Source organism: Aeromonas sp. 25-AL00135 (assembly GCF_054052385.1).
Genome location: NZ_JBSTYQ010000020.1, coordinates 71,780 through 93,719 on the forward strand (window position 1 = coordinate 71,780; position 21,940 = coordinate 93,719).

General features: G+C 58.4%; 27 protein-coding genes and 1 pseudogene. 19 read left to right on the forward strand and 9 right to left on the reverse strand.

The genetic code is table 11. The features are described from left to right. Window positions 1-5: 5 nt before the first annotated feature. Genes ACW5XC_RS17460 through aopN form a run of 9 tightly spaced genes read right to left on the reverse strand, consistent with a single transcriptional unit; the run spans window position 6 to window position 6,192 of the window. Window positions 6-1,091 (reverse strand): virulence-associated V antigen, encoded by a 1,086-nt coding sequence (locus tag ACW5XC_RS17460; protein ID WP_042054067.1) that lies wholly within the window; start codon window positions 1,089-1,091, stop codon window positions 6-8. Window positions 1,092-1,100: 9 nt separating this feature from the next. Next, window positions 1,101-1,385, reverse strand: a complete 285-nt coding sequence (acrG, locus tag ACW5XC_RS17465) for an LcrG family type III secretion system chaperone AcrG (RefSeq protein WP_005334559.1) — start codon at window positions 1,383-1,385, stop codon at window positions 1,101-1,103. A gap of 39 nt (window positions 1,386-1,424) precedes the next feature. Beyond that, entirely contained in the window at window positions 1,425-1,880 is a 456-nt protein-coding gene (locus tag ACW5XC_RS17470) for an LcrR family type III secretion system chaperone (protein ID WP_042054066.1), read from the reverse strand. Next, the gene (ascV, locus tag ACW5XC_RS17475; protein WP_321969351.1) at window positions 1,877-4,042 is read right to left on the reverse strand and encodes a SctV family type III secretion system export apparatus subunit AscV; all 2,166 of its coding nucleotides are present in this window, start codon (window positions 4,040-4,042) and stop codon (window positions 1,877-1,879) included. The genes ACW5XC_RS17470 and ascV overlap by 4 nt, the downstream gene beginning before the upstream one ends. Next, entirely contained in the window at window positions 3,975-4,325 is a 351-nt protein-coding gene (ascY, locus tag ACW5XC_RS17480; RefSeq protein WP_155397225.1) for a type III secretion system chaperone AscY, read from the reverse strand. Before ascY ends, ascV begins: the two co-directional genes overlap by 68 nt. Then, window positions 4,322-4,687: a type III secretion system protein AscX gene (gene ascX / locus ACW5XC_RS17485; protein WP_042054064.1), complete on the reverse strand. Its 366-nt coding sequence runs from the start codon at window positions 4,685-4,687 to the stop codon at window positions 4,322-4,324. The genes ascY and ascX overlap by 4 nt, the downstream gene beginning before the upstream one ends. Beyond that, on the reverse strand, window positions 4,684-5,055 hold the full coding sequence (acr2, locus tag ACW5XC_RS17490) for a SycN family type III secretion system chaperone Acr2 (protein WP_042054063.1): 372 nt from the start codon (window positions 5,053-5,055) through the stop codon (window positions 4,684-4,686). Before acr2 ends, ascX begins: the two co-directional genes overlap by 4 nt. Beyond that, the gene (acr1, locus tag ACW5XC_RS17495) at window positions 5,052-5,333 is read right to left on the reverse strand and encodes a type III secretion system gatekeeper subunit Acr1 (protein WP_042054061.1); all 282 of its coding nucleotides are present in this window, start codon (window positions 5,331-5,333) and stop codon (window positions 5,052-5,054) included. The genes acr2 and acr1 overlap by 4 nt, the downstream gene beginning before the upstream one ends. Further along, the gene (gene aopN, locus ACW5XC_RS17500; protein WP_042054058.1) at window positions 5,314-6,192 is read right to left on the reverse strand and encodes a SctW family type III secretion system gatekeeper subunit AopN; all 879 of its coding nucleotides are present in this window, start codon (window positions 6,190-6,192) and stop codon (window positions 5,314-5,316) included. Before aopN ends, acr1 begins: the two co-directional genes overlap by 20 nt. Before the next feature lie 189 nt (window positions 6,193-6,381). On the opposite strand from aopN, the gene ascN reads away from it, so the two are divergent. The 19 genes and pseudogenes from ascN (at window position 6,382) to ACW5XC_RS17595 (ending at window position 21,696) form a co-directional block, all read left to right on the forward strand. Next, window positions 6,382-7,704, forward strand: a complete 1,323-nt coding sequence (gene ascN / locus ACW5XC_RS17505) for a SctN family type III secretion system ATPase AscN (protein WP_042054143.1) — start codon at window positions 6,382-6,384, stop codon at window positions 7,702-7,704. Continuing rightward, a complete protein-coding gene (gene ascO / locus ACW5XC_RS17510; protein ID WP_042054055.1) occupies window positions 7,701-8,162 on the forward strand; it encodes a type III secretion system central stalk protein AscO in 462 nt (153 codons plus the stop codon). The genes ascN and ascO overlap by 4 nt, the downstream gene beginning before the upstream one ends. Before the next feature lie 405 nt (window positions 8,163-8,567). Beyond that, entirely contained in the window at window positions 8,568-9,722 is a 1,155-nt protein-coding gene (locus ACW5XC_RS17515; protein ID WP_236727574.1) for a type III secretion system needle length determinant, read from the forward strand. Continuing rightward, window positions 9,719-10,645, forward strand: a complete 927-nt coding sequence (gene ascQ / locus ACW5XC_RS17520) for a SctQ family type III secretion system cytoplasmic ring protein AscQ (protein WP_042054053.1) — start codon at window positions 9,719-9,721, stop codon at window positions 10,643-10,645. The genes ACW5XC_RS17515 and ascQ overlap by 4 nt, the downstream gene beginning before the upstream one ends. Beyond that, window positions 10,642-11,295 (forward strand): SctR family type III secretion system export apparatus subunit AscR, encoded by a 654-nt coding sequence (gene ascR / locus ACW5XC_RS17525; protein ID WP_005334585.1) that lies wholly within the window; start codon window positions 10,642-10,644, stop codon window positions 11,293-11,295. The genes ascQ and ascR overlap by 4 nt, the downstream gene beginning before the upstream one ends. Window position 11,296: 1 nt before the next feature. Then, a complete protein-coding gene (gene ascS, locus ACW5XC_RS17530; protein WP_005334586.1) occupies window positions 11,297-11,563 on the forward strand; it encodes a SctS family type III secretion system export apparatus subunit AscS in 267 nt (88 codons plus the stop codon). Further along, a complete protein-coding gene (gene ascT / locus ACW5XC_RS17535) occupies window positions 11,560-12,348 on the forward strand; it encodes a SctT family type III secretion system export apparatus subunit AscT (RefSeq protein WP_042054052.1) in 789 nt (262 codons plus the stop codon). The genes ascS and ascT overlap by 4 nt, the downstream gene beginning before the upstream one ends. Beyond that, the gene (gene ascU / locus ACW5XC_RS17540) at window positions 12,345-13,403 is read left to right on the forward strand and encodes a SctU family type III secretion system export apparatus subunit AscU (RefSeq protein WP_042054050.1); all 1,059 of its coding nucleotides are present in this window, start codon (window positions 12,345-12,347) and stop codon (window positions 13,401-13,403) included. The genes ascT and ascU overlap by 4 nt, the downstream gene beginning before the upstream one ends. Window positions 13,404-13,540: 137 nt before the next feature. After that, a complete protein-coding gene (locus ACW5XC_RS17545) occupies window positions 13,541-14,491 on the forward strand; it encodes a hypothetical protein (protein WP_042054047.1) in 951 nt (316 codons plus the stop codon). After that, complete coding sequence (locus tag ACW5XC_RS17550; RefSeq protein WP_042054045.1) at window positions 14,491-14,913, forward strand: type III secretion system chaperone family protein; 423 nt, start codon at window positions 14,491-14,493, stop codon at window positions 14,911-14,913. The genes ACW5XC_RS17545 and ACW5XC_RS17550 overlap by 1 nt, the downstream gene beginning before the upstream one ends. Window positions 14,914-15,005: 92 nt before the next feature. Beyond that, window positions 15,006-15,149: pseudogene (locus tag ACW5XC_RS17555) on the forward strand (substrate-binding domain-containing protein); the annotation flags it as partial. A gap of 135 nt (window positions 15,150-15,284) precedes the next feature. Further along, complete coding sequence (locus ACW5XC_RS17560) at window positions 15,285-15,548, forward strand: hypothetical protein (protein WP_005334591.1); 264 nt, start codon at window positions 15,285-15,287, stop codon at window positions 15,546-15,548. Window positions 15,549-15,866: 318 nt separating this feature from the next. Continuing rightward, complete coding sequence (locus tag ACW5XC_RS17565) at window positions 15,867-16,583, forward strand: sugar isomerase domain-containing protein (protein WP_042054041.1); 717 nt, start codon at window positions 15,867-15,869, stop codon at window positions 16,581-16,583. Window positions 16,584-16,688: 105 nt separating this feature from the next. Then, a complete protein-coding gene (locus tag ACW5XC_RS17570; RefSeq protein ID WP_042054038.1) occupies window positions 16,689-17,228 on the forward strand; it encodes a P-loop NTPase family protein in 540 nt (179 codons plus the stop codon). A gap of 27 nt (window positions 17,229-17,255) precedes the next feature. Beyond that, window positions 17,256-17,714: a hypothetical protein gene (locus ACW5XC_RS17575; RefSeq protein ID WP_074042604.1), complete on the forward strand. Its 459-nt coding sequence runs from the start codon at window positions 17,256-17,258 to the stop codon at window positions 17,712-17,714. 50 nt (window positions 17,715-17,764) lie between these two features. Further along, on the forward strand, window positions 17,765-18,289 hold the full coding sequence (locus tag ACW5XC_RS17580; RefSeq protein ID WP_143182504.1) for a hypothetical protein: 525 nt from the start codon (window positions 17,765-17,767) through the stop codon (window positions 18,287-18,289). A gap of 49 nt (window positions 18,290-18,338) precedes the next feature. Beyond that, a complete protein-coding gene (locus ACW5XC_RS17585; protein WP_042054035.1) occupies window positions 18,339-19,130 on the forward strand; it encodes an XAC2610-related protein in 792 nt (263 codons plus the stop codon). Between the two features lie 165 nt (window positions 19,131-19,295). Next, window positions 19,296-19,565, forward strand: coding sequence for a hypothetical protein (locus ACW5XC_RS17590; RefSeq protein ID WP_143182503.1), 270 nt, complete (start codon window positions 19,296-19,298; stop codon window positions 19,563-19,565). A gap of 220 nt (window positions 19,566-19,785) precedes the next feature. Continuing rightward, window positions 19,786-21,696 carry a fructose-specific PTS transporter subunit EIIC gene (locus ACW5XC_RS17595; protein ID WP_074042603.1) on the forward strand — a complete coding sequence of 637 codons (1,911 nt, stop codon included), beginning with the start codon at window positions 19,786-19,788 and terminating at the stop codon, window positions 21,694-21,696. Window positions 21,697-21,940: the final 244 nt, after the last annotated feature.

Sequence of the window (21,940 nt, forward strand, 5' to 3'; positions counted from 1 at the left end):
TCTCCTCAAATTGCGCCAAGAATGTCGCGCATGATGCTGTCGTATTTCTGGATAAAGCGGTTGAGTGCCTCGATGGCAGCGTTGTAGCGCGAGCTGACATCGTTGAGGCGGGTGGTCTTTTCACTGACCTGATCGTTGAGCGGGCGAGAACGGTCGCTCACACTGGTGGAGAAGTTGCCAAGCTTGTTGTTGTCCTTGTCATAGCTGTAGCTGACTTCGATATTTTTCATCGCGCCGCTCTTCTTCTGCTCACTTTCGAGGAACGTTTTAACTGTGATGACCTGCGTGGCTACGATCTTCTCAAAATTGGCTTTTTTACGCTCATAATCGGCCTTGGCCTCCCCCAGCGTTTTGGGGTCGAGGTTGGCAGACGTTACTTTTTCCAGCTCATTTTTAGCGTTGGTGAAATCTTGCTGTGCTTTTTGCACCGACCCATCGGTAAACATTTTTGACAACAGTTTGAACTCTGACCCATCCATAAATTCGGCCAGAGACTGATAGCCATAGAGCTTGTAATCCAGCAGATTGAAATTGGTGTTGAAGGTCTGGCTGGATGCCGCAGAGAGCACCTTGTTGATCTCGGACTGGATCACCCCGTAGATCTTCAGCTCACCGGTCATCTCTGCCAGCTCGTCCCGCAGCCCTTTACGCTGGTTGTCCTGAAACGCCATCACCCCGGTAAAGGTCGTGATGAGATCGTCATCGATGCGATCCATGGTCAGCGCACTGAGGGAGAGCAGCATAAATTCAGGGACGGTCCAGTGGGTGACTGGCGGGGTTTGTTTTGCTCCCCGCTCGATCATTCCCTTGATGGCGGCAATGGCCGCATCTTGCCCCCCCCGGAACTGGCCCATCGCCCAACCCCCGTTGATCGAGGCGGGATCCGTCAGATAGGCAGCCAGCAACTTCTCCAGCTGCTCCTTGCTCAGCGCAGTCGATGAGTCAGCACTGATGGTGATCTTGCCCTTGAGCAGCTCGACCAGTTCGGTCAACTTGGGGTTTTTATGGCCCGGCAATGCGTCCAGCGCTTGCCCATCAAGCCAGCCGACGAACGCACCAGGGTTGGTGTTGTAGTCAGGGATAGTGCTCATCACGACTCCTTAAATCATCAGTCCGCGCATCATGGTGGGACGGCGACTCTTGCGGCCCTCTCCCGGCTGGGCCGGCAGTAACGCCTGTCTGCGCTGGATCTCAGCCAGCAACTCCTGCTCGGCCACGGCCACTTGCTCGGTCGGCGCATCGAATAGCAGCTGACAGGTCTGATCCGAGAGGGCTAGGCCAGCCAGCATCTCTTGCAACAGAGCGTTACGGTGATCGCTGTCGGCAATGGCCTGCTCTGCCTGCGAAATGGTCTCGCTATGGTCGGCAAAACGCGGTTGTTTCATCTTGGCTCCTATTCTATGAGGCCCTTTTGGACATGCCTGTCACGCAAGGCCGTGCTTTTGTCGTTTTCGCATATCTCGCAGGGAACAGACCTGCTCGGCAGCCAGCATGAACCAGCCGGGCTCGGGTTCACTGGCTCCCGTCCAGCGCAGGTAGAAGCGCCCGAGCCGCTCACTGCTCAGGCTACTGCCACGAAAGACATCGACGTTGCCGTAGAGGTAATGGCCCGGCCCGAGCGCTGTCAGAGTGGCTTCGGCCAGCAGATAGAGGGCGGCAAAGGGATTGGCCAGTCCGGCCCGCTCCCCCTCTCGGCGCACCAGCAGGATCCAGACCCGTCGGGTCGCAGGATCAAAGCGCCAGGCGAGATAAATTTGGCGATAGCAAAAACCGTGGCCGATCTGGATGGGAGTCGCCCCCAGATGGTGAGGTACCACCGCCACTCCCCTGGCTTGCAGCCAGGGGATCAGGGGGTCAGTAGTTAACGGGTCCCCGCTCACAGGCAGACCCTCCCGAGGGGCTGGATATTGATCTGCTGGGTCAGCTCCTGATAGGAGAGCACCGGCAGGGCATGGTAATCCCCCTCGATGAGCTTGCGCACATAGCGGCGGATATCCATGGAGACGATGAGCACCGGTTTGTTCTGCATCTGGGCCAGATCACCGACGGTATGGCGCACCTGATCGAGGAAGCTCTGGGTAATGGTGGGATCGAGCGCCAAGTAACTGCCCGCACTGGTCTGGCGAATGCCGCCGCGGATCTGCTCCTCCACCTGCTGATCGAGCAGATAGGCAGGCAAGATGTTGTTGCCGTTGGCGTACTTGTAGCAGATGTAGCGCTTGAGGCTGCTGCGGATGTACTCGGTGAGCTGCACCACATCCTTCTCTTTCTGGCCCCACTCCACCATCGCCTCGAGGATGGCGCGCATGTTGCGGATGGAGATATCCTCCCCCACCAGCCGCTGCAAAATTTCGGTCATCCGCTGCAGCGGGATGATGCGTTGCGCCTCCTTCACCAACTCGCCATAACTCCCCTCCATCTGCTCCAGCAGGTAGCGGGTCTCCTGAATGCCGATAAAGTCCTCGGCATATTCCCGCAGCACATGGGATAGATGCCAGGTCACCACCTGATCGGTGGTGAGGGTGGCCAGCCGTGACTTCTCCAGCCGCTCCTGATGTTCATTAGCGACCCACAAGGTCGATTGTCCCGGCAGTAACGGCGCCCCCTCTTCGTAGGGGATCCCCAGCAGATCCAGCTGGGAGGCGCTCTCCTGCACCAGCTGATGGCCCGGGCGCAGCAGACCGCGGGCGACCGGCACCTCCTGCAGCTGGATCAGGTATTCGCCGGGCCCCATCCCCTCGTTGAAACGCAGGTGAATACCCGGGAAGGGCACCCCGAGATCGAGATAGAGGGCGCGGCGCACCCGCACCAGTTCGTCGTTGAGGGCAATCGCCTCCAGCTCGGCCTGCAAAGCGGCATCCACATCGATCAGGAGCGGCACCGTCATGGCGAACTCCTCCTTCTCCCCCAGCTTGCCCCGAGGCTTGCTGCCCGGTTTTGGCTTGCTGCGGGCGGCGGGGGCTCCCGCCCCCAGCGCCAGCACGGCAGGAAGATCCTGACTGTTGCTGCTCTGCGCCTTGCGCTGACGCAAGCCGATAAAGTAACCGCCCGCCGTGACGATGGCCGCCAGCGCAAAGAAGGTGATCATCGGGAAGCCCGGGATCAGACCAAACAGCACCAGCAGCAGACCACCTATCAGCAGCGCCTTGGGCTGGGCCACCACCTGGGCGCCGATATCGGTACCCAGATCGGAAGACTCTTCGGAGGAGACCCGGGTAACGATGATCCCCGCGGTGATGGCGATCAGCAGCGCCGGCACCTGGGAGACCATGCCATCACCTACCGTCAGGATGGAGTAGAGCTGCAGCGCATCGGCGGCGGATAACCCCTTCTGGGTCACCCCTATGGTGACGCCGCCGAGGATGTTGACGAAGATGATGATGAGGCCCGCGATGGCGTCCCCCTTCACAAACTTCATGGCGCCATCCATGGAGCCGAACATCTGGCTCTCCTTCTCGATGACCCCGCGGCGATCCCGCGCCTCGTGCACGTCGATCACCCCGGCGCGCATGTCACCGTCGATACTCATCTGCTTGCCCGGCATGGCATCGAGGGAGAAACGGGCACTCACCTCGGCGACCCGCTCCGAGCCCTTGGTGATCACCAGAAACTGGACGATGGTGATGATGAGGAAGATGACGATCCCCACCACCAGATTGCCCCCCACCACGAAGTTGCCGAAGGTGTAGACAATCTGCCCCGCATCGGCCTGCAGCAGGATCATCCGGGTGGTACTCACCGACAAGGCAAGCCGGAACAGGGTGGTGATCAGCAGCACTGCCGGAAAGGCGGAGAACTGCAGCGGCGAATTGATATAAACCGCCATCATCAACAGCACCACCGAGATGGTCATGTTGATGGCAATCAGGATATCGAGGGCCACCGGCGGCAGCGGCAAGACCATCATAAAGACGATGGCCAGCAGCAGGATCGCCAGCATGATGTCCTTGCGCTCGCCTATCCGGCGCAGCAGCTCAAGGGAGCGTTGATTCATTCTGCTCTTCCAGTTCGAGGTATTGTTGATAGGCAAAACGGGCTTCATCCAACCGCCCTGCCAACTGGCAGGCTCGGCTGCGGCAGAGCCAGAGCGGGCCGTCGGCCTCCCCTTGTTGCATCAGCTGATCAACATGGGCTAACGCAGCCTCCCCCTCCCCCTGTTTGATCAGGGCCACCAGCAGGGTCCGTCGCCCTCCCTGATGGTCGGGGTGGATCTGCAGCAGGGCGGCCAGCAGGACGCACGCCTTGTCAGGGTGGCCATATTGCAGTTGCAACCAGCCGGTGAGCAGCAGCGCATCCTGCTGCTGTGACGTAAGCACCATGGTCATACCTTGTGCAGCAGGTGAAGGGTCATCTGCATCAGTTGTTCATCGGCGTGCATTTTTTCGAGCAGCGCAGCGGCCGCTCGCACCTCGGGGCTCTGCCCTTCTGCCAGCACACTTCGCAGACCCTGCATCGCCTGATTGAAATCGACCGGCCGCAACAAGTCGTGAAAGCCGCGATCCGGGGTGGCGAAATCGAGCAGCACCCGATCCGCCAGCCGCTCGGGGTAAAGGCGGCTGATATGGGGTTCGATGGACTGGCCATCGGGCAACAGGGCATAACGCCCCGGCAGGCTTCGCTCCTGATCGTCAAGAGAAATGGCACTGAGCTGCTCGATACCGATATGCGCGGCAGTGATCCGACTCATGACGCCAGCACCTCTCGCTGCAACCGTGTCAGGGTGGTCACGGCCTGATGGAGCTGGGGCAGAGTCACGGCCCGCTCATCGAGAGTGACGAAAAGGATAAGCTGATCCTCCCCCAACCAGCCGCTGCGCACCGGCAGTGCCGGGCCTTGCGCCGCGGCGGTCAAGGTCATGGCGCGGCGGATCGCCTCGCCAATCTGATGCCATGGCACGGCGCGGGCCAACCAGAGGGTCAGTTGCCCCTGATGGCGCTCCAGTTGCAGAGTGCCGCTCTGCTCCAGTTCAAGCTGGATCAGCGAATGGGGGTTATCCCCTATGGTGATGCCCAGATCCTGGCAAAACTGCACCAGCAGGGGTTCAATCCAGTTCATGACGACTCTCCAGACAACTCATCCTCTTCCCGCTCGATGGCGTTATCGAGCGCCCCCTGACAGCACTGCAACAGGTTCTGGCGCTGCTCCTCCTCACTGAACAGATCCACCGGCAGCAGGCGGATCAGCCGCTTGAGCTCTTGATAGAGCAGTACCTGCTGGCGACACTCTGACAGCTCAAGAGCCACACCGACCTGCTCCACATCCCGCACGCTGGCCCAGCGTTTCTCCACCAGGGCGATCAGATCGCCCATCAGATCAGAAGGCCCGTATGCCATGGGCCGAGCCCTCCTTCACTCGTTGCCACAGCTCGTCCACTTGCGCCGAGAGAGTGTTGAGCAGCCGCAGCTTGTGCATGTCGCTCATCACCCGTTCCAGCTTGACCGGGTCGAGCCAGCGCTGCTGGCTGTCGAGATCGGCGCTCAGGGCCTTCATCATGAAGCCGGTCACCTTCTCCAGCGCTCCGTTGCCAAAGCGACTGTGAATATCGCGCCAGGCGGCAGAAAGGGCACGGTAGTCCTGCACCGCATCGCGATAGAGATCCCGCAGATCCTGCTCGGCTCCCACGCCAGCTTTGGCCGCTTCGGCCGCGGGGCCGGTAATGCGCGCCCCCAGCACGATGGCACTGCCCTGCTCGTCCGCCAGCTTGGCCAGCGCCTGCTCCACCAGCGCCAGGGTGCCCTGCATCTCCGGTCGTCCGGCGAGGGCCTTGCGCGCTTGGCAGAGCGCCTCGAACTGCTCGCTCACCTCCCCCGAATAGCTCTCGAGGTAGGCCAGCAGCTGGGAGAGATTGGCCAGCCGACCGCTGCCGAGGTGGCTCACCATCTCCTTGATCTTCTGCTGGCGTTCGAGCTCCGGCACTTTGTCGAGGTAGTCCCCGACCAGCGCCTCGATCTCGCTGATGCGGGCATGGCTGTCACTCAGCTTGCGCTTGGCGAGCGAAAGCTCAGCGCGCTCGGAAAAGACAAAGGTGAGCTCTTCGGCGGCATCGGCCAGCGACTGAGCGGCACTGGCCAGCACGACCCGCTCCCCCTGAAACTGTCCTCCCTGCAGGGGAGCCTGACGAGATGCGACCTCTGCTCCGCGCAGCTCGGGCTGGGCGGCAGGGGCATAGGGGTTGCTCTGGATAATGGCCATGGAAACTCCCGTGACGAATGGATTGACGAGGATGGCATTATAAAAATCGCCCTCGCCTCCCTATGCCAAAATCGGCCGTGAATTTTTAGCCCGCCCCCAACGGTTTTCTAAAAAGTCCCGACTCGCGCTGAAATCCCCGTAGCCCCCCATCCCCTATAGTGGCCACCAGTTTCAATGGCGCAGATTGTTATGACCCTCTCCCTCGACCACATCCCCGACCAGCTTCGTCACGCCATCGACGAGTGCCGCCTGATCCAGATCCGTGGCCGGGTCACTCAGGTGACCGGCACCCTGCTCAAGGCGGTGGTCCCGGGAGTGCGGATCGGCGAGCTCTGCCATCTGCGCAACCCCGACAACACCCTCTCCCTGCAGGCGGAGGTGATCGGCTTTGCCCAGCATCAGGCGCTCCTCACCCCCCTTGGCGAGATGTTCGGCATCTCCTCCAACACCGAGGTAAGCCCGACCGGAGCCATGCATCAGGTCGGGGTCGGCGAGCATCTGCTCGGCCAGGTGCTCGATGGCCTCGGCAACCCCTTTGGCGGTGGCCATCTGCCGGAGCCAGATGCCTGGTACCCGGTCTATCGGGATGCGCCCGCACCCATGAGCCGCAAACGCATCGCCGAGCCCATTTCGCTGGGTATTCGCGCCATCGACGGCCTGCTCACCTGCGGTGAGGGGCAACGGATGGGGATCTTCGCGGCCGCCGGTGGTGGCAAGAGCACCCTGCTGGCGTCGCTTATTCGCAGCGCCGAGGTGGATGTCACCGTGCTGGCGCTGATCGGTGAGCGGGGCCGTGAGGTGCGGGAATTTATCGAGGCGGATCTGGGAGAGGAGGGTTTAAAAAAGGCCGTGCTGGTAGTGGCCACCTCGGATCGCCCGGCAATGGAGCGGGCCAAGGCGGGCTTTGTCGCCACCTCCATCGCCGAGTATTTCCGCGATCAGGGCAAGCGGGTGCTGCTGCTGATGGACTCCGTCACCCGTTTTGCTCGCGCCCAGCGAGAGATTGGCCTAGCCGCCGGTGAGCCGCCGACCCGACGGGGCTATCCACCGTCGGTGTTTGCCGCCCTGCCCCGCCTGATGGAGCGGGCCGGTCAGTCAGACAAGGGCTCCATCACTGCCCTCTATACCGTGCTGGTAGAAGGGGATGACATGACAGAGCCGGTCGCTGACGAGACCCGATCCATCCTCGATGGCCACATCATCCTGTCGCGCAAACTGGCGGCGGCCAACCACTACCCGGCCATCGACGTGCTGCGCTCAGCCAGCCGGGTGATGAACCAGATCATCGAGCCCGAGCATCAGGCTCAGGCAGGTCGACTGCGCAGCTGGCTGGCGAAATATGAAGAGGTGGAGCTGCTGCTGCAGATCGGCGAATACCAGAAAGGGCAGGACAAAGTGGCCGATGAGGCGATCGCCCGCATCGAGACTATTCGCCAGTGGCTCAGGCAAGGCACCCATGAACCCAGCTCACTGCCGGAAGCCCTCTCGACTCTGGAGGCGCTGACCCGATGATTGGCCGCCTGCAACGAATAAAAGACCTGCGGCTGGATCGGGCCGAGCAGCAGCTCGCCGCCCAGCAGGCTCGGGTGCAACTCGCCCGCGTTCGCCAACGCGAAGCGGAGCAGGAGAGTCTCGACTATCGCCAGTGGCGCCTTGCCGAAGAGGAGCGGCTATTTGCCATCTGTCAGGCGGAGCAGCTCGATCGCAAGGGGCTCAAGGCGTGGCAACAGCAAGTGGCGCTGCTGCGGGAGAAAGAGGCCCAGCTTGAACAAACTGCGGCCGAACAGGCCGAGCGGGTCGCCGAAGAGCGCATCCGTTTGCAGGAGCGCCAGCAGGCGGTACACCGAGCCTGCCAGCAGCAACAGAAATTTGCCGAACTACACCGTCAGGAGCAAGCCTCACAGCAAGCCCTGCGTGACTACAACGAAGAGCAGGAACAGGAAGAGTTCCGCCAGCAGATCAGGATGTAACGAGTCATGAACCGAATCCTCCCGATACAGGGCACAGTGACAGCCCGGGGCGATACCCAGATGGCTGAAGCCAATCGGTCGCAACAGCAGCGTTTCGAGCAAGCGATGCGGCTGGATCAGAACCTCAAAGAACGCGGCCACAACCCGCAGCCTGATGGTAAAGGGCAGATTCGTCATTCACAGAGAGTGACGGACGTCCACCCCTTGCCGCAACAGAATATCTACCGCGCGCCCTCAGAAGCTGGCAAGCAAGTTCCCCTACACCACACAACCAAAGGCACGCAGCCGGACAACAAAGAGATCACTGCAAAACAACAGCGGCAGGGGAGCGAGCAAACCAACCCGCAACAGCTAACATTCACCCCTTCTAACGGAGATCAGAGCCAACGCCTTACTGATGAGCGAGTGGCAGCAACAGATATCTCAGCTAAAGAAAGGCACGACAAACCCACTTTTGCTGCACATTCTAGCGCTGAACTGCTCGACACAAACCCAATAGCGGTAACGGCCAACACACCACTCGTGCCACCAGCCATTGCACCAATAAATGCTATAACACTGACGCTTGATAAGGCTCGCACATCTCGTCAACAAACCAAGTACACACAACCCACTGCTCAGGACAAGGATCAACGCCCCCCCATACTGACGATAACCGCTAATCCGGCTGCACTGAGGCCAACACATGCCAGCAGCGATGTAATTTCAACGCCCCTCAACGAGTCTCTGCCGCTCACCGAGGGGATTGGGAGCAAGCTCACCGCGCAACCGGAGAGCATGCAAAGCGCTCCAGAGACAAGCTTGCTCGAAAGCTCTGCAGGTTTGGGGCTAACCGCCATTATTACCCAGCCCTATGGTCATATTACCCAAGCCACGCTGACTGAAAACGAGTGGCTTGATGAACAGCGTCCAGTCATGGAGGTTCATGAAGCAAGCAGCGCCAACCCGATACATACCCTCGCCAATACCACGCCACATCTACTGCCATTGGCAACGGACAGCGAGGTGATAACTCCCGAACTGGCCCCCCCCCAGCCAACGGAGGTCGGTGAACAGGTAGCTCAACTTGACGCAGAAATACCACCGCTGGTGGCGCTCAAGTCTGTCACTACAGGTGAAACAGCCCCCCAAAATGAGCTCTTTACCAACCCGACAATCTGGATCGCTCCCCTTGCCGTGACCCCAGGGGATCTGCAGCTCGCCCGGCTGGCACCAGCCGAGAATAATCGGGAGCTGGGTCAACTGCTGGAACGGCTGGCAGTGGATATCTATCAGGAGCTGGGCCGCCCGGAGCGCCCGCCACTGCTGCGCCTGACGTTACCACAGCTGGGCGATCTCTCCATTCGCATCGCTCACCACCATGGCGAGCTGCAGATCGAGATCCTCGCCACGGCGCAAGGTGAGCTGCTGCTCAATCAGGGGCGCAGCGATCTGGTCGACCGCCTGCAACGGCTCTATCCCGGCGAGCGGGTCGCCCTCGATCTCTTCGGCCAGCCTGACAGTGAGCAGGGCTCACGCCATAAACGATCCATCTACGAAGAGTGGGATGCCGACGCATGACACCGATTGCCCTCACCTCCGCCTCGCTGGCGGAGTTGACTTTACAGCAGACCCTGAGCCAATACCGCCAGCACTTTGGCTGGAGTGGCGGCGAGCTTCTCCTCGCCATCGGTTTGCCGCCTGCGACACTCGATACCCGGCTGCAACTGCAGTGGCAGGGGCTCTCTCTGCCGCTGTTGTGCCACGGCGCCGAGCTGGCTCACTGGCTGGCGCCCGATCTGCAGCAGGCGGCGCTGTTCAGCCTGCCCGAGCCGCTGCAACTGGCACTGATCGAACGGCTGGGACAACCCCTCGGTGGCCTCAGCTGCTCGGCGCTGACCCGACCGGAGAGTAACGTTCAGACCGGCGAGCCCGCGCTGCAACTGCTGTTGCAACGGGAAGGGGCCAGTCTCACTCTCTGGCTGCCGCAGCCCGAGCCCTTGCTGAACAAGCTGCCACCACGGCCACGGCAGCAGCGGTTGCCGTTGCCCCTCATCCTCTCCCTGCAGTGGGGCGAGATGGGGCTGACCATGGATGAGCTCGCCACCCTCGCTATCGGTGATGTGCTGCTGCCGCCACCCCATCCGCAACTCGGCCAGCAACTGCTGATCTGCGTGGAGGGTCGCCCCTTTGCCTACTGCCAACCCCATCAACAACATCTGGAACTGACTGCCATGTATAATGCTGCCTCCGCTGAACCCTTCGGCCCGACCGAACTGGATCAACTGCCGATCCAGGTGAGCTTCGAAGTGGGCCGCCAGACCCTGGACTGGCATACCCTCACCAGCCTGCAACCGGGCGCCCTGATCGATCTTGGCACGCCCCTCGATGGTGAAGTGCGCATCATCAGCAATGGCCATTCGCTGGGAGTGGGGCGACTGGTGGAGATCCAGGGTCGCCTGGGTGTACGGGTCGAACGCCTCGACAACGAGTCACAATCATGATCCAGTTGCCAGACGAGCTAAACCTGATCGTCGGGCTGGCGCTGCTGGCTCTGCTCCCCTTTATCGCCGTGATGGCCACCTCCTTCGTCAAGCTGGCGGTGGTCTTCTCGCTGCTGCGCAACGCCCTCGGGGTGCAGCAGATCCCCCCCAACATGGCGATGTACGGGCTGGCGATCATTCTCAGCATTTATGTGATGGCGCCGGTTGGCTTTGCCACCCAGGATTACCTGCGCCAGAACGAGGTGTCGCTGGCGAAAGCCGAATCGGTGGAGAAGTTCCTCGATGAGGGGATTGCCCCCTACCGCGACTTTTTGAAAAAGCAGATAAAACCGCGGGAGCACGCCTTCTTTATCGACAGCACCAAGCAGCTCTGGCCCAGCAAATATGCCGACCGGCTGGAGCCCGATAGCCTGCTGATCCTGCTGCCCGCCTTTACCGTGAGCGAGCTGAGCCGCGCCTTCGAGATCGGGTTTCTCATCTACCTGCCCTTTATCGCCATCGACCTCATCATCTCCAACATCTTGCTGGCGATGGGGATGATGATGGTCTCCCCCATGACCATCTCGCTGCCATTCAAGCTGCTGCTGTTCGTGCTGCTCGATGGCTGGGCCCGCCTGACCCACGGGCTGGTCATCAGTTACGGAGGCTAGCATGAGTCACGCCGATATCCTTCACTTCACCAGCCAGGCGCTCTGGCTGGTACTGATCCTCTCCATGCCACCGGTACTGGTAGCGGCGCTGGTGGGCACCCTTGTCTCTTTGCTGCAGGCACTGACCCAGATCCAGGAGCAGACCCTGGGCTTTGTCGCCAAGCTGATCGCCGTGGTGATCACCCTGTTTGCCACCACCGCCTGGCTGGGTAACGAGCTCTACAGCTTTGCCGATATGGTGTTGTTCAAGGTGCCGCAGATCCAATGACGCTGGAGAGCCTGCAGGCCCAGGTGCTGGCCTATACCCTGCTGCTGCCGCGCTTTATCAGCTGCTTCGTGATGCTGCCGGTACTGAGCAAACAGATGCTGGGAGGGGCGATGATCCGCAACGGCGTGGTCTGCTCGCTGGCGCTCTACGCCTACCCCACGGTCGCCGACACCTTGCCGGATCAGATCGACGGCATGGCGCTGGCCATGCTGATCGCCAAGGAGGTGCTGCTCGGCCTGCTGATCGGCTTTGTCGCCGCCATCCCCTTCTGGGCCATCGAGGCGAGCGGTTTTCTGATCGACAACCAGCGCGGTGCCGCCATGGGCTCCCTGTTCAACCCGAGTCTCGGCAGCCAGACCAGTCCCACCGGCTTGCTGCTGACCCAGACCCTGATCACCCTCTTCTTTGCCAGCGGCGCCTTTCTCGCCCTGCTGGCCGCCCTGTTCCAGAGCTATATCAGCTGGCCGGTGGCGCATTTTTTCCCCACCATCGACGAGCAGTGGGTCAACTTTTTCTACAGCCAGTTCAGCCATATGTTGCTACTCTGCGCTTTGCTGGCCGCGCCGCTCTTGATCGCCATGTTTCTGGCCGAATTCGGGCTGGCGCTGATCAGCCGCTTCGCCCCTTCACTTAACGTCTTCGTGCTGGCGATGCCGATAAAAAGCGCCGTCGCCAGCCTGTTGCTGGTCATCTACATCAAGCTGATGATGGACCACGCCTATCAACAGGTGCTGGCAGTGATGGATCCGCTGCAACTGCTGATCCCCATTCTGGAGGCGCGATGAGCGGCGAGAAGACCGAACAACCCACCCCCAAAAAGTTGCGGGATGCCCGCCAGAAGGGGCAAGTGGTCAAGAGCAAGGAGGTGGTCTCCACCGCCATCATCCTCAGTCTGGTGGGCATGCTGATGGCGATGTCCGACTACTACCTCGAACATCTGGGCAAATTGATGATGATCCCGGAATCCCACATCAACCTCCCCTTTACCCAGGCGCTCAACCATGTAGTGGAGAACCTGATACAGGAGATGGCCTATCTCTGCATTCCGCTCCTCGCGGTCGCGGTGCTGGTGGTACTCGCATCCCATTTCGCCCAGTACGGTTTTCTGCTGAGTGGCGAGTCCATCAAGCCCGACATCAAAAAGATCAATCCGGTGGAGGGGGCCAAGAAGATCTTTTCCATCAAGAGCCTGATGGAGTTTGTCAAATCCCTGCTCAAGGTGAGTCTCCTGAGCCTCTTGGTGTGGGTCACCATAAAGGGCAATCTGCAAGCGATGCTCCAGTTGCCCGGCTGCGGCATGAGCTGCATCACCCCGGTGCTGGGAGGCATGCTGGGCCAGCTGATGGCGGTCTGCGCCATGGGCTTTGTGGTGATAGCCATCGCTGACTACGCCTTCGAACACTACCAGCACATCAAGCAGCTCAAGATGAGCAAGGACGAGGTGAAGCGGGAGTACAAGGAGATGGAGGGAAGCCCCGAGATCAAGAGCAAGCGCCGCCAGTTCCATCAGGAGTTGCAATCGAGCAACATGCGCGCTGACGTCAAGCGCTCCTCGGTCATCGTCGCCAACCCGACCCATATCGCCATCGGTATCCGCTACGAGCGGGGAGAAACGCCGCTGCCTGTGGTGACCCTCAAGTTCACCGATGCCCAGGCGCTGCAGGTACGCAAGATTGCCGAAGAGGAGGGGATCCCGGTGCTGCAACGCATCCCGCTGGCCCGAGCCCTCTATCGGGATGCCCAACTCAACAACTACATTCCCGCCGACCAGATTGAGGCGACCGCCGAGGTTCTGCGCTGGCTGGAGCAGTGGCGCCAGAGCGAAGGGCCACAGTGGTAGGGCAGCAAGCTGCCCACATCGCCGAACAAACAGCACAACACGCGGAAAACTGACAAATCCCCGACCGCTCCCCGATATAGCGCGCCGTCACGGCTCGGTATCATCCCCTTATCGTCAACCCTGTCGGGAATCACATCATGGCCTTACCAGCAATCGGTGGACACATTCACCTCAACCGCCCAGCATCGCCCCAGCAGACAGAGGCCAGCCCGCTGCTAGCCAAGGGTAACAAGCTGTTCGAACAATCCGTCAAGCGTGGCATCGGCCACTTCCAGAGCAGCGATCTCAAGCAGGTCATCAGCGTCCTGCGCCAGTTGCAAAGCGCCCCCGATAGCGGCAAAGCGCAGCGGGTGCAGGATGCGATCCAGCACTGGGAGCAGCACCACCCCAAAGAAGTGGCTGCACGCGGCGCTCGTCTGAATGAACTGAAGCAGGCCCTGGCAGAACAGGGGGCCATCACCAGAGCCGCCCCGCGACATGAACCGAAAGTGATGGCAGGTGGCACCCAGGCCCTGCTGCAAAAGAGCATGGCCGGACTGGAAAAACTGGGCAGCTACGCCTGCACCGACGCCCAGACCTTTGTCCAGCCCAACAACCCGAGCTATCAGAAGATCATCGGCAAACTCAACGCCTTCGGGCAGGATCCCCAGCGCCTGGCAGCCAACCAGCGCGCCAACAACAGCGCCAATATGGCCGCCATCCAGATAACCAGAAACAAGCAGCCACTCTCCTTGCGCACCATGGAAAACATCGCCAAGGCGGTGGATGACGCCAAGGCCGGTTGCTGCTCGACCCTGGCCTATTCGGCGGCGGCCGAACTGCTGCGCCACAACAGTGACCAGCGGATCGAAGTGCTGGCCCATCGTGGTGCACAAGGTCACGCCCAGACCCACTGCTTTGTGGTGATTGGCCGCGCCGAGGGGAGTGAACTCACCAAGCCGGAAAGCTGGGGGCCACACGCCAAGGTAGTCGACCCCTGGGCCGCCACCATAGGGGCGCCACTGGTCGGTACCCCTGCCCGCCCCCCTATCTCCAACCTGTGGCCGCCCACAGAGTCGGTCTTTGATAACACCCATCGGGAGGATTAATGATGTTCCATGCCATGCTATCAACCCTCGTTCGCCAGCTAACCCTGCCGCAGGAGTGCCTGCACGAAGAAGGGCTGGATCTGCAGGCGGGCCCCTTCAGCCTCCATATTCGCGAGCGGGATCAACTGGTGACCCTGTTTATTCCGCTGGGGGATATCCAGACCCCCTCCCTCGCCGCCATGGCCGACTGGCCTGTGCTGCAACTCAGTAGAGACAGCGAGCAGAGCACCCTGCTCTGGTGTCGCGAGTGGCTGGACAAGCTGGATGTGGATCTCCTGACCGATATGGTCAGCCGCATGCTGCATCAGGCTGAAGCCCTGACCCAAGGCACTGCACTAGCAGCTACAGAGCTCAGCGAGCCCGCAATCGAACCAGACATGTCACGCCAGAATTGCACTATCCCGACGACCATTCGCGCCTGATATCGGCGTCTGCTCATAAGGGAAAACAGCGCAACCATAACGGAGCCATCACTGATGGCCCCGTTATGTTTTCAAATCCACATCAAGTTGACCTTACACCCGCCCTCACTTTCGTCAGCTCACCGGCCCGCGAAATCGGCCGTCAGGCGGCAAAACGACTGCTGACCCGGATGCAGCAACCCGAGCTCGTCCCAACCCGCCATATCATCACGGCTCACCTGCAAACCGCAGAAGCGGGAATCGGCCTGAGCTGGCTGGACAAGCCCGCAGCAGCGCAAAACGTGAGCCAGCTCACTGCGCCGGCAAGGAGAAATTGAGAGCCAAGTGGAGAGGAATATGATGGGCACCTCCCTCTCATCACGAGCCCATTTATGAGCAACCCGCACGACCAGAATCCGCCGAGTGAAATCCATCGCTGTGACAAATGCAGAGAACGTACCCGCCATATCGTGGTGCTGGTCGCCCGCGATCACAGCCAGGACATCATGCCTAAGGATCCGCGCAAAGCCTTCTGGCAAGCCTTTACTTCCAGCAGCATCACCAACTGGGCGTTTGGTGAAACACTGGCCTACCAGACCACCCATGTAAAACATCTGATCTGCGAACGCTGCGGGGAGAAGTTTCTGGAGTATTGATGGCTCCAACCTGTCATCCGTCACACAACCAACCGAATCAAGTCCCGCCATCAAGCAAGTAGTTTGTTGATCCTTGGCAGGTTTTTACCTACTGCCGGTTTTGCATCGCCCCCACCTTGATTACCATGGCTCACTTGGCAACCGGGATTGGGAAGGGCGTTGCCGAGATCGCTCTGGCCACCATAGCGCCATCCCCTCCCGCCACATCGCCGGTTAACAGCAGCAGAGTGGAGGCTGTCGTCCAGGGGCGGTAGCGTGCCGCTTGGCCACACCAGGGCTACACCCCCCTCTCCAGCAATCCACAAGGATCCCGCCGTTATGTTTGAGTACGTCGAAAAACTGCAAGCGCGCATCGCTACCATGGTCAGCCAGAACGAAGCCGGGATCCGGCAGGCGGCCCACTGGTTTAGCGAGGCCATCGTCCACAACAAGATGATCCATATGCTGGGCACCGGGCACTCCCATATGGTCGGGCTGGAGGGGTTTATCCGTGCCGGTGGCCTTGGCAATATCAACGCCGTGCTCGACTCCACCGTCACCACAGCCGATGGCGCCCTGCGCAGTTCGGCGCTGGAAAAACTGCCCGGGCTTGCCGCCATCCTGTGGGAGGAGCAGCCGATTGCGCCGGGGGATCTGATGGTGGTCATCTCCAATTCGGGGCGCAACGCCCTGCCCATCGAGTGGGCCCAGCTTGCCAGAGTACGCGGCCACAAGGTGATCGCTATTACCTCGGTGGCGCAATCGGCACAAAATCCGAGTCGTCACCCTTCAGGCCAGAAACTGATGGAGCTGGCCGATCTGGTACTGGACAACTGCGTGCCGCCGGGCGATGGCCTGTGCGAAGTCAATGATCGGGTCACTGGCGCCTTCTCCTCCATCTCCGGCATGGTGCTGATCAATACGCTGGTAGTCGAAGCGCAGAAACTGGCGCTGGTACAAGGCGTCACCCCGCTTATTTTCTCCAGCCAGAATGTAGATGGCTTTAATAACGATGATGTTTACCGCCATTTCCAAGGGCGATTGAAGTCGATGTAAGCAATTAAGATATTGTCGCGGTAAACGTTGGGCTTCACTTCGTTCAGCTCCAACCTACGATGTTTGGCCCAACATACGAGATGTTCCAGAAAAGAGCGCTCAGAGATGAAACGAATTCTGATTATTGGCAACTCGGGATCGGGCAAGAGCTGGTTGGCGGCTCGATTGGCTGAGCAGTTAACTATCCGAGAGGTCAATCTGGGCACCATTGTCTGGCAACCGGGCGGCTTTAACCAAAAACGGCCCCAGCATGAGATTGATCATGCCATTCAAACACTTGCTCAAGAGCCATCATGGGTGGTCGAAGGGGTATTTGGTGCCCTGGCCGAGCAACTGCTTGATGCGGCCAATACCCTGCTTTTTCTGGATCTCGACTGGTCTGTATGCCGTGATTCACTGCTATCGCGCGGATCACAAAGTGCCAGGCAACGGGATGCAGTGGCAGCCGAAGAGAGTTTTCAACAACTGCTGGAGTGGGCATCGGAATATGGGCAGCGAGCCGGCAAAAGCTCCCGCCAATTCCATCGCGAGCTGTTTGATCGATTCCCAAACGACAAGCACCGTTTCACGACTCGCACAGAGGTAAATCTCTATCTTAACCAACTAGTAACTAGCCATTGGAGTTTGAGCGCTGGTCACAACTAAGGTGGCTAGTTCCTGTAGAGGATAAATATGGGGCGTAGAACAGAGTTAATATGTGTAGCATCAGGCATCATCAATTCTTTTGCGAGTAGAAACAATGATATAGATGGATACTGGGGATTAGGAAAACTGTACAAAGCTCTTGAATCTAAAGAGTCAAAAATCGTTTCTATAGAGTTGATTACCAAAGTCGTAACTCCAGATATAAATGAATTGAAGCTCATGTCTCTATCATATTCAGAATTGCTTACTAAATTAGTATGTAATAAGAAAATACCTATCCACTGGATAGTTTCTGTCACAGTAACATCTGAATTTGAAGCAGAATACCAACACCACTACCATTTCTGGCGTCGTGATCTTGGTAAGCCTTGTAACCTGACTTGCACTATTGTTGATGATATGGGCAATAATCATACGGCTAAGGCATACGTTAACTGCTTACCACACAATCCACATAAAGAGCTGAGAAGTTTAAGAGTTAAATGACTTTTAAAAACTTAGTGTAAATAAACAGTTGAACACCAAGACAAAAAATTATGAAAGCACGCGCAATTTATTTATTGTTTTTCCTCGGGTTATCCAGCCAAATCACATTTGCTAATGAAACCGGATCTCAAGTTTCACCTCGGACAGAAGACTACCCGGCACCACCTGTATATAGAGGTAAGCCTGCCAAGCTTTCACTAGACTCTGAATTGGCCAGAACATTCCGAACCCGACTTACCGCGGCCTTGTCACAAAAACCAGTATATGCTGGTGAATATGTACTGACAGGCTGGGGATGTGGTTCATCTGGTTGTTATGATCAAGTCCTTGTCAACAAACGCACGGGCAAGGTACTTGATATGGTATTTAATGCTTATAGCTCATATGATGTAAATGATGAATCTGATATCCGTGTGGGAGAATGGATAGAATCTCCCCAAATTGATAGCAGCCTTCTCACAACGGTTAAAGTTGAAAACAGTCAAGACGGAAAACATTTTGTTTATTACACGAACTATTACATTGTTGATAAAAACCAGCTCACACTTATAAAAACTGTCCAAGAAAGTAAATAAAATACGAAAGCAACACTTTTCAAAAACTCACGCAGAAGAATAAATTACCATGAAATATCTTGTCATCATTACAGCTTTATTGCTGTGTTTCTCCGTCTCAGCAAAGACAAACTCATCTTATATGATTGACAGAGTCAAAATTGAAATACAAAAAGAAAATGACTGTTATTATTTATTGGCTACCGGAAAAGAGAAAGAAACACTGATATGTGTTGATGATGAACTTCAATCTGACATTATCATAAAAGATTTCAACTTTGACGGTTACAAAGATATCGCAATCTCTAGCTCTCTCGGCATGGTAAATACCGTCTTTTATGTATTCTTGTATGACCATATAAATGCAGCATTTAAAAAGTTAAAATTTGCGGACTATAAAATGCCCGCCTCTGCCTGCGGGGATCTCTATAACCTTGCAGTTCGATTAGACGATCTTTCTTTGGTTAGCTCTTGCCGCTCCGGCCCTGTATGGTATTACGACACTTACGAATATAATCCTCAGGGTGAACTCTGGCTATATAAAACAACAGAGTATCAGATCCAGAACTCCGAGATTGAGACCTTCCCTCTTTACGAGCACACATTTAATAATAAGGGTGATAAACTGGACACCGTTGCGATTGACTTTGATGGCAAGAAAATTCTCTGGCCAGTCACATCCGAGAAAGTGTTTCTCTACTCATCACCTGAAAAAACATCAAAGACCAAAGCCTATCTTATTCATAATGACAAGGTAGAAACTCTCGGGCAAAAAGATGATTGGATTAAAATTCGCTTTGCATCGAGAAAAGGTCCTCTTATCCGCTGGATTTATCTTCCAGAAGCAATAGCCAAAAGTTAACCTGCAAACTTGAATTTTTACAGGCATTAAGATTCTCGCGTAATCAATATCAATCCAGTAAGGTGCAATAAGCGCAGCGCATTGCACCTCTATCTTTGCCACCACCCAGCCTGCCCAAACAGGCGGTGCAATCCACTTTTGTTCATTGCACCCTACGGTGCGCCGATGGCTGTGGGGTTTCTTGCCCGTTGTGGTGAGCTATCTGGCAGCGATGGTGCAACTCATTTCTCCAGCTTGTTGCTCACGCTTCCCCTGCGCTTGCCCCTCGCTTCCCGCCAGCGGGGGCATTTCTGTGCGTTGGCTCACATCCCGCCGCCGATTTTCACCTCACAAATTTATAGAAAGAGCGCGCCCATCCACTGCGTAAAAACTCACCGCACGGCCAAAGCGCTGAACCACGAACAAACACAACCAATTGGTTTTAATCATCAATAAAAATATGAGCGATTCAATCCGCCCCCAAGTCGGCAGCTGTTCAGCTTTGCGATCAGGGTCACACTCAAGGTAATGGCGCACAAAAATCCAGTTATTCGCACATTTGTCCGATAGGGTGACCTCTGCCCCAGCGCGATAATAGTCGGGTCAATTTTGTCTGCATGCCGGCCTGCAAGGGCGGCATGCCAACAGGCTCCGGCAACGGAGCGGGGAGAGCGCCATGATAACCACCTTGATCAATGAACATCTGATCAATCTCGATTTGAAAGCGACACGCAAGGAGGAGGTCTTCACCGAGATGGCCCGCCTGCTGGTCGCGCAAGGCAAGGTCAGCGACGAGCAGCAGTTCGTCAAGGATCTGTGGGCCCGTGAAGAGCTGGACAACACCGGCTTTGAAGAGGGTGTTGCCCTGCCCCACGCCAAGAGTGCGGCGGTCAGCACCCCGGCAGTCGCCATCGGCATCAGCCGCAACGGCATCGACTACGGCGCCGAAGATGGCAAGCCGTCCAAACTGTTCTTCATGATTGCCTCCCCGGCCGGTGGCGCCAACCACCATATCGAGGTGCTGGCCGAGCTCTCCGGCAAGCTGATCGAAGAGGGCTTTATCGCCAAGCTGCTGGCGGCGAAAGCTCCGGCCGATGCGCTGGCGCTGCTGCTGGCCAAGAAAGAGGAGCAGAGCGCGGCCCCTACCACCAGCAAAGGCTTTATCATCGGTGTCACCGGCTGCCCGGCCGGTATCGCCCATACCTATCTGGCAGCCGAGTCGCTGGAGCGCGCCGCCAAGGAGCTCGGTTATGAGGTGAAGGTGGAGACCAACGGCTCCATCGGCGTCAAGAACAGCCCGACTGCGGACGAGATCGCCCGCGCCAGCGCCATCGTGGTCGCCTGTGACAAGCAGGTGGACATGGCCCGCTTCGCTGGCAAGCCGCTCATCAAAACCGGCGTAAAAGCCCCCATCAAGGATGGCAAGGGTCTGATTGAGCAGGCCCTGAAAGCCCCCGCCTATGTGGCTGACAAGGATGAGAAGAAGGGTGACGAGAAGCGCGCCAGCGGCGGCAGCTCGGATCTCTACCGCTACCTGATGAACGGCGTATCGCACATGATCCCGTTTGTAGTGACCGGTGGTCTGCTGATCGCCCTGTCACTGGCCATCGGCGGCAACCCGACCCCGAGCGGCATGCAGATCCCCGAAGGGAGCATGTGGAACCAGATCCTCAACGTGGGCGTGGCCGCCTTCACCCTGATGATCCCCATTCTCGCGGGCTATATCGCCTACGCCATCGGTGATCGTCCGGCGCTGGCACCGGGCTTTATCGGCGGCTGGATCGCCAACAACGGCAGCTTCTACGGCGCGGATGCCGGTACCGGCTTTATCGGTGCCATCATTGCGGGCCTCCTGGTCGGTTATCTGGTGCGCTGGATTGCCACTCGCCAGTACCACAAGATGGTGCAACCGCTGGTGCCGATCCTGATCGCCCCCATCGTCGGCTCCCTGTTTATCGCTGCGGTATTCATCTTCATCATCGGCGCCCCGATTGCCGACATGATGACTGGCCTCAACGCCATGCTGCTCTCCATGAGCGGTGGCAGTCTGGTGCTGCTGGGTATCGTGCTGGGTGGTATGGCCGGCTTTGATATGGGTGGCCCGGTCAACAAGGTGGCTTTCCTCTTCTCCGTCGGCATGATCGCCTCCGGTCAGACCCAGTTTATGGGTGCCATGGCCTGCGCCATCCCGGCCGCGCCCCTTGGCATGTCGCTGGCTACCGTACTCGGTCGCAAGCTCGGTATCTTCGATGCCTCTGAAATCGAAGCGGGTAAAGCCGCCGGTGCCATGGGTCTGGTGGGTATCTCCGAAGGGGCGATCCCGTTCGCCGCCCGTGACCCGCTGGCCGTGATCCCGGCCAACATTCTGGGCAGCATGACCGCAGCTGTGATGGCTTTCCTGTTTGGCATCACCAACAGCGTCGCCCACGGTGGCCCCATCGTGGCCCTGCTGGGCGCGGTCAACAAGCCGCTGCTGGCCCTGCTCTGCATGATCTGCGGTGCCATCGTCACCGGCGTGGTAGCGGTTGCCCTGAAAAAACTGCGGGTCAAAAAGAGTGATGAGGTAACTTTGGCCAAGGCGGCCTAAGTGCCCCCCGCCATCGCGGCTCGTCGAGCATAAAAGAGGCCACCCCACGGGGTGGCCTCTTGTTTTTTGGGATGGCTGGCGGGCCTTTCCCCAATATCGCCACCTGAGAATTGGTGGTCAATCAGCCCTCTCCCTTCACTTTTCCCTTAACTTCTCCCCTTACCTTTCCCTGGCTCCCTTCTGGCCAATCCATCCCACCTCCCCATCCCAGCCAAGCCAAGCCCAGCCCAGCCCAGCCCAGCCC

Bases quoted from the DNA above. Each gene is read 5' to 3' on its own strand.
- ACW5XC_RS17460 (WP_042054067.1), bottom strand. From the start codon at position 1,091: ATGAGCACTATCCCTGACTACAACACCAACCCTGGTGCGTTCGTCGGC.
- acrG (WP_005334559.1), bottom strand. From the start codon at position 1,385: ATGAAACAACCGCGTTTTGCCGACCATAGCGAGACCATTTCGCAGGCA.
- ascV (WP_321969351.1), bottom strand. From the start codon at position 4,042: ATGAAGCCCGTTTTGCCTATCAACAATACCTCGAACTGGAAGAGCAGA.
- ascY (WP_155397225.1), bottom strand. From the start codon at position 4,325: ATGACCATGGTGCTTACGTCACAGCAGCAGGATGCGCTGCTGCTCACC.
- ascX (WP_042054064.1), bottom strand. From the start codon at position 4,687: ATGAGTCGGATCACTGCCGCGCATATCGGTATCGAGCAGCTCAGTGCC.
- acr2 (WP_042054063.1), bottom strand. From the start codon at position 5,055: ATGAACTGGATTGAACCCCTGCTGGTGCAGTTTTGCCAGGATCTGGGC.
- acr1 (WP_042054061.1), bottom strand. From the start codon at position 5,333: ATGGCATACGGGCCTTCTGATCTGATGGGCGATCTGATCGCCCTGGTG.
- aopN (WP_042054058.1), bottom strand. From the start codon at position 6,192: ATGGCCATTATCCAGAGCAACCCCTATGCCCCTGCCGCCCAGCCCGAG.
- ascN (WP_042054143.1), top strand. From the start codon at position 6,382: ATGACCCTCTCCCTCGACCACATCCCCGACCAGCTTCGTCACGCCATC.
- ascO (WP_042054055.1), top strand. From the start codon at position 7,701: ATGATTGGCCGCCTGCAACGAATAAAAGACCTGCGGCTGGATCGGGCC.
- ascQ (WP_042054053.1), top strand. From the start codon at position 9,719: ATGACACCGATTGCCCTCACCTCCGCCTCGCTGGCGGAGTTGACTTTA.
- ascR (WP_005334585.1), top strand. From the start codon at position 10,642: ATGATCCAGTTGCCAGACGAGCTAAACCTGATCGTCGGGCTGGCGCTG.
- ascS (WP_005334586.1), top strand. From the start codon at position 11,297: ATGAGTCACGCCGATATCCTTCACTTCACCAGCCAGGCGCTCTGGCTG.
- ascT (WP_042054052.1), top strand. From the start codon at position 11,560: ATGACGCTGGAGAGCCTGCAGGCCCAGGTGCTGGCCTATACCCTGCTG.
- ascU (WP_042054050.1), top strand. From the start codon at position 12,345: ATGAGCGGCGAGAAGACCGAACAACCCACCCCCAAAAAGTTGCGGGAT.
- ACW5XC_RS17545 (WP_042054047.1), top strand. From the start codon at position 13,541: ATGGCCTTACCAGCAATCGGTGGACACATTCACCTCAACCGCCCAGCA.
- ACW5XC_RS17550 (WP_042054045.1), top strand. From the start codon at position 14,491: ATGATGTTCCATGCCATGCTATCAACCCTCGTTCGCCAGCTAACCCTG.
- ACW5XC_RS17560 (WP_005334591.1), top strand. From the start codon at position 15,285: ATGAGCAACCCGCACGACCAGAATCCGCCGAGTGAAATCCATCGCTGT.
- ACW5XC_RS17565 (WP_042054041.1), top strand. From the start codon at position 15,867: ATGTTTGAGTACGTCGAAAAACTGCAAGCGCGCATCGCTACCATGGTC.
- ACW5XC_RS17570 (WP_042054038.1), top strand. From the start codon at position 16,689: ATGAAACGAATTCTGATTATTGGCAACTCGGGATCGGGCAAGAGCTGG.
- ACW5XC_RS17575 (WP_074042604.1), top strand. From the start codon at position 17,256: ATGGGGCGTAGAACAGAGTTAATATGTGTAGCATCAGGCATCATCAAT.
- ACW5XC_RS17580 (WP_143182504.1), top strand. From the start codon at position 17,765: ATGAAAGCACGCGCAATTTATTTATTGTTTTTCCTCGGGTTATCCAGC.
- ACW5XC_RS17585 (WP_042054035.1), top strand. From the start codon at position 18,339: ATGAAATATCTTGTCATCATTACAGCTTTATTGCTGTGTTTCTCCGTC.
- ACW5XC_RS17590 (WP_143182503.1), top strand. From the start codon at position 19,296: ATGGCTGTGGGGTTTCTTGCCCGTTGTGGTGAGCTATCTGGCAGCGAT.
- ACW5XC_RS17595 (WP_074042603.1), top strand. From the start codon at position 19,786: ATGATAACCACCTTGATCAATGAACATCTGATCAATCTCGATTTGAAA.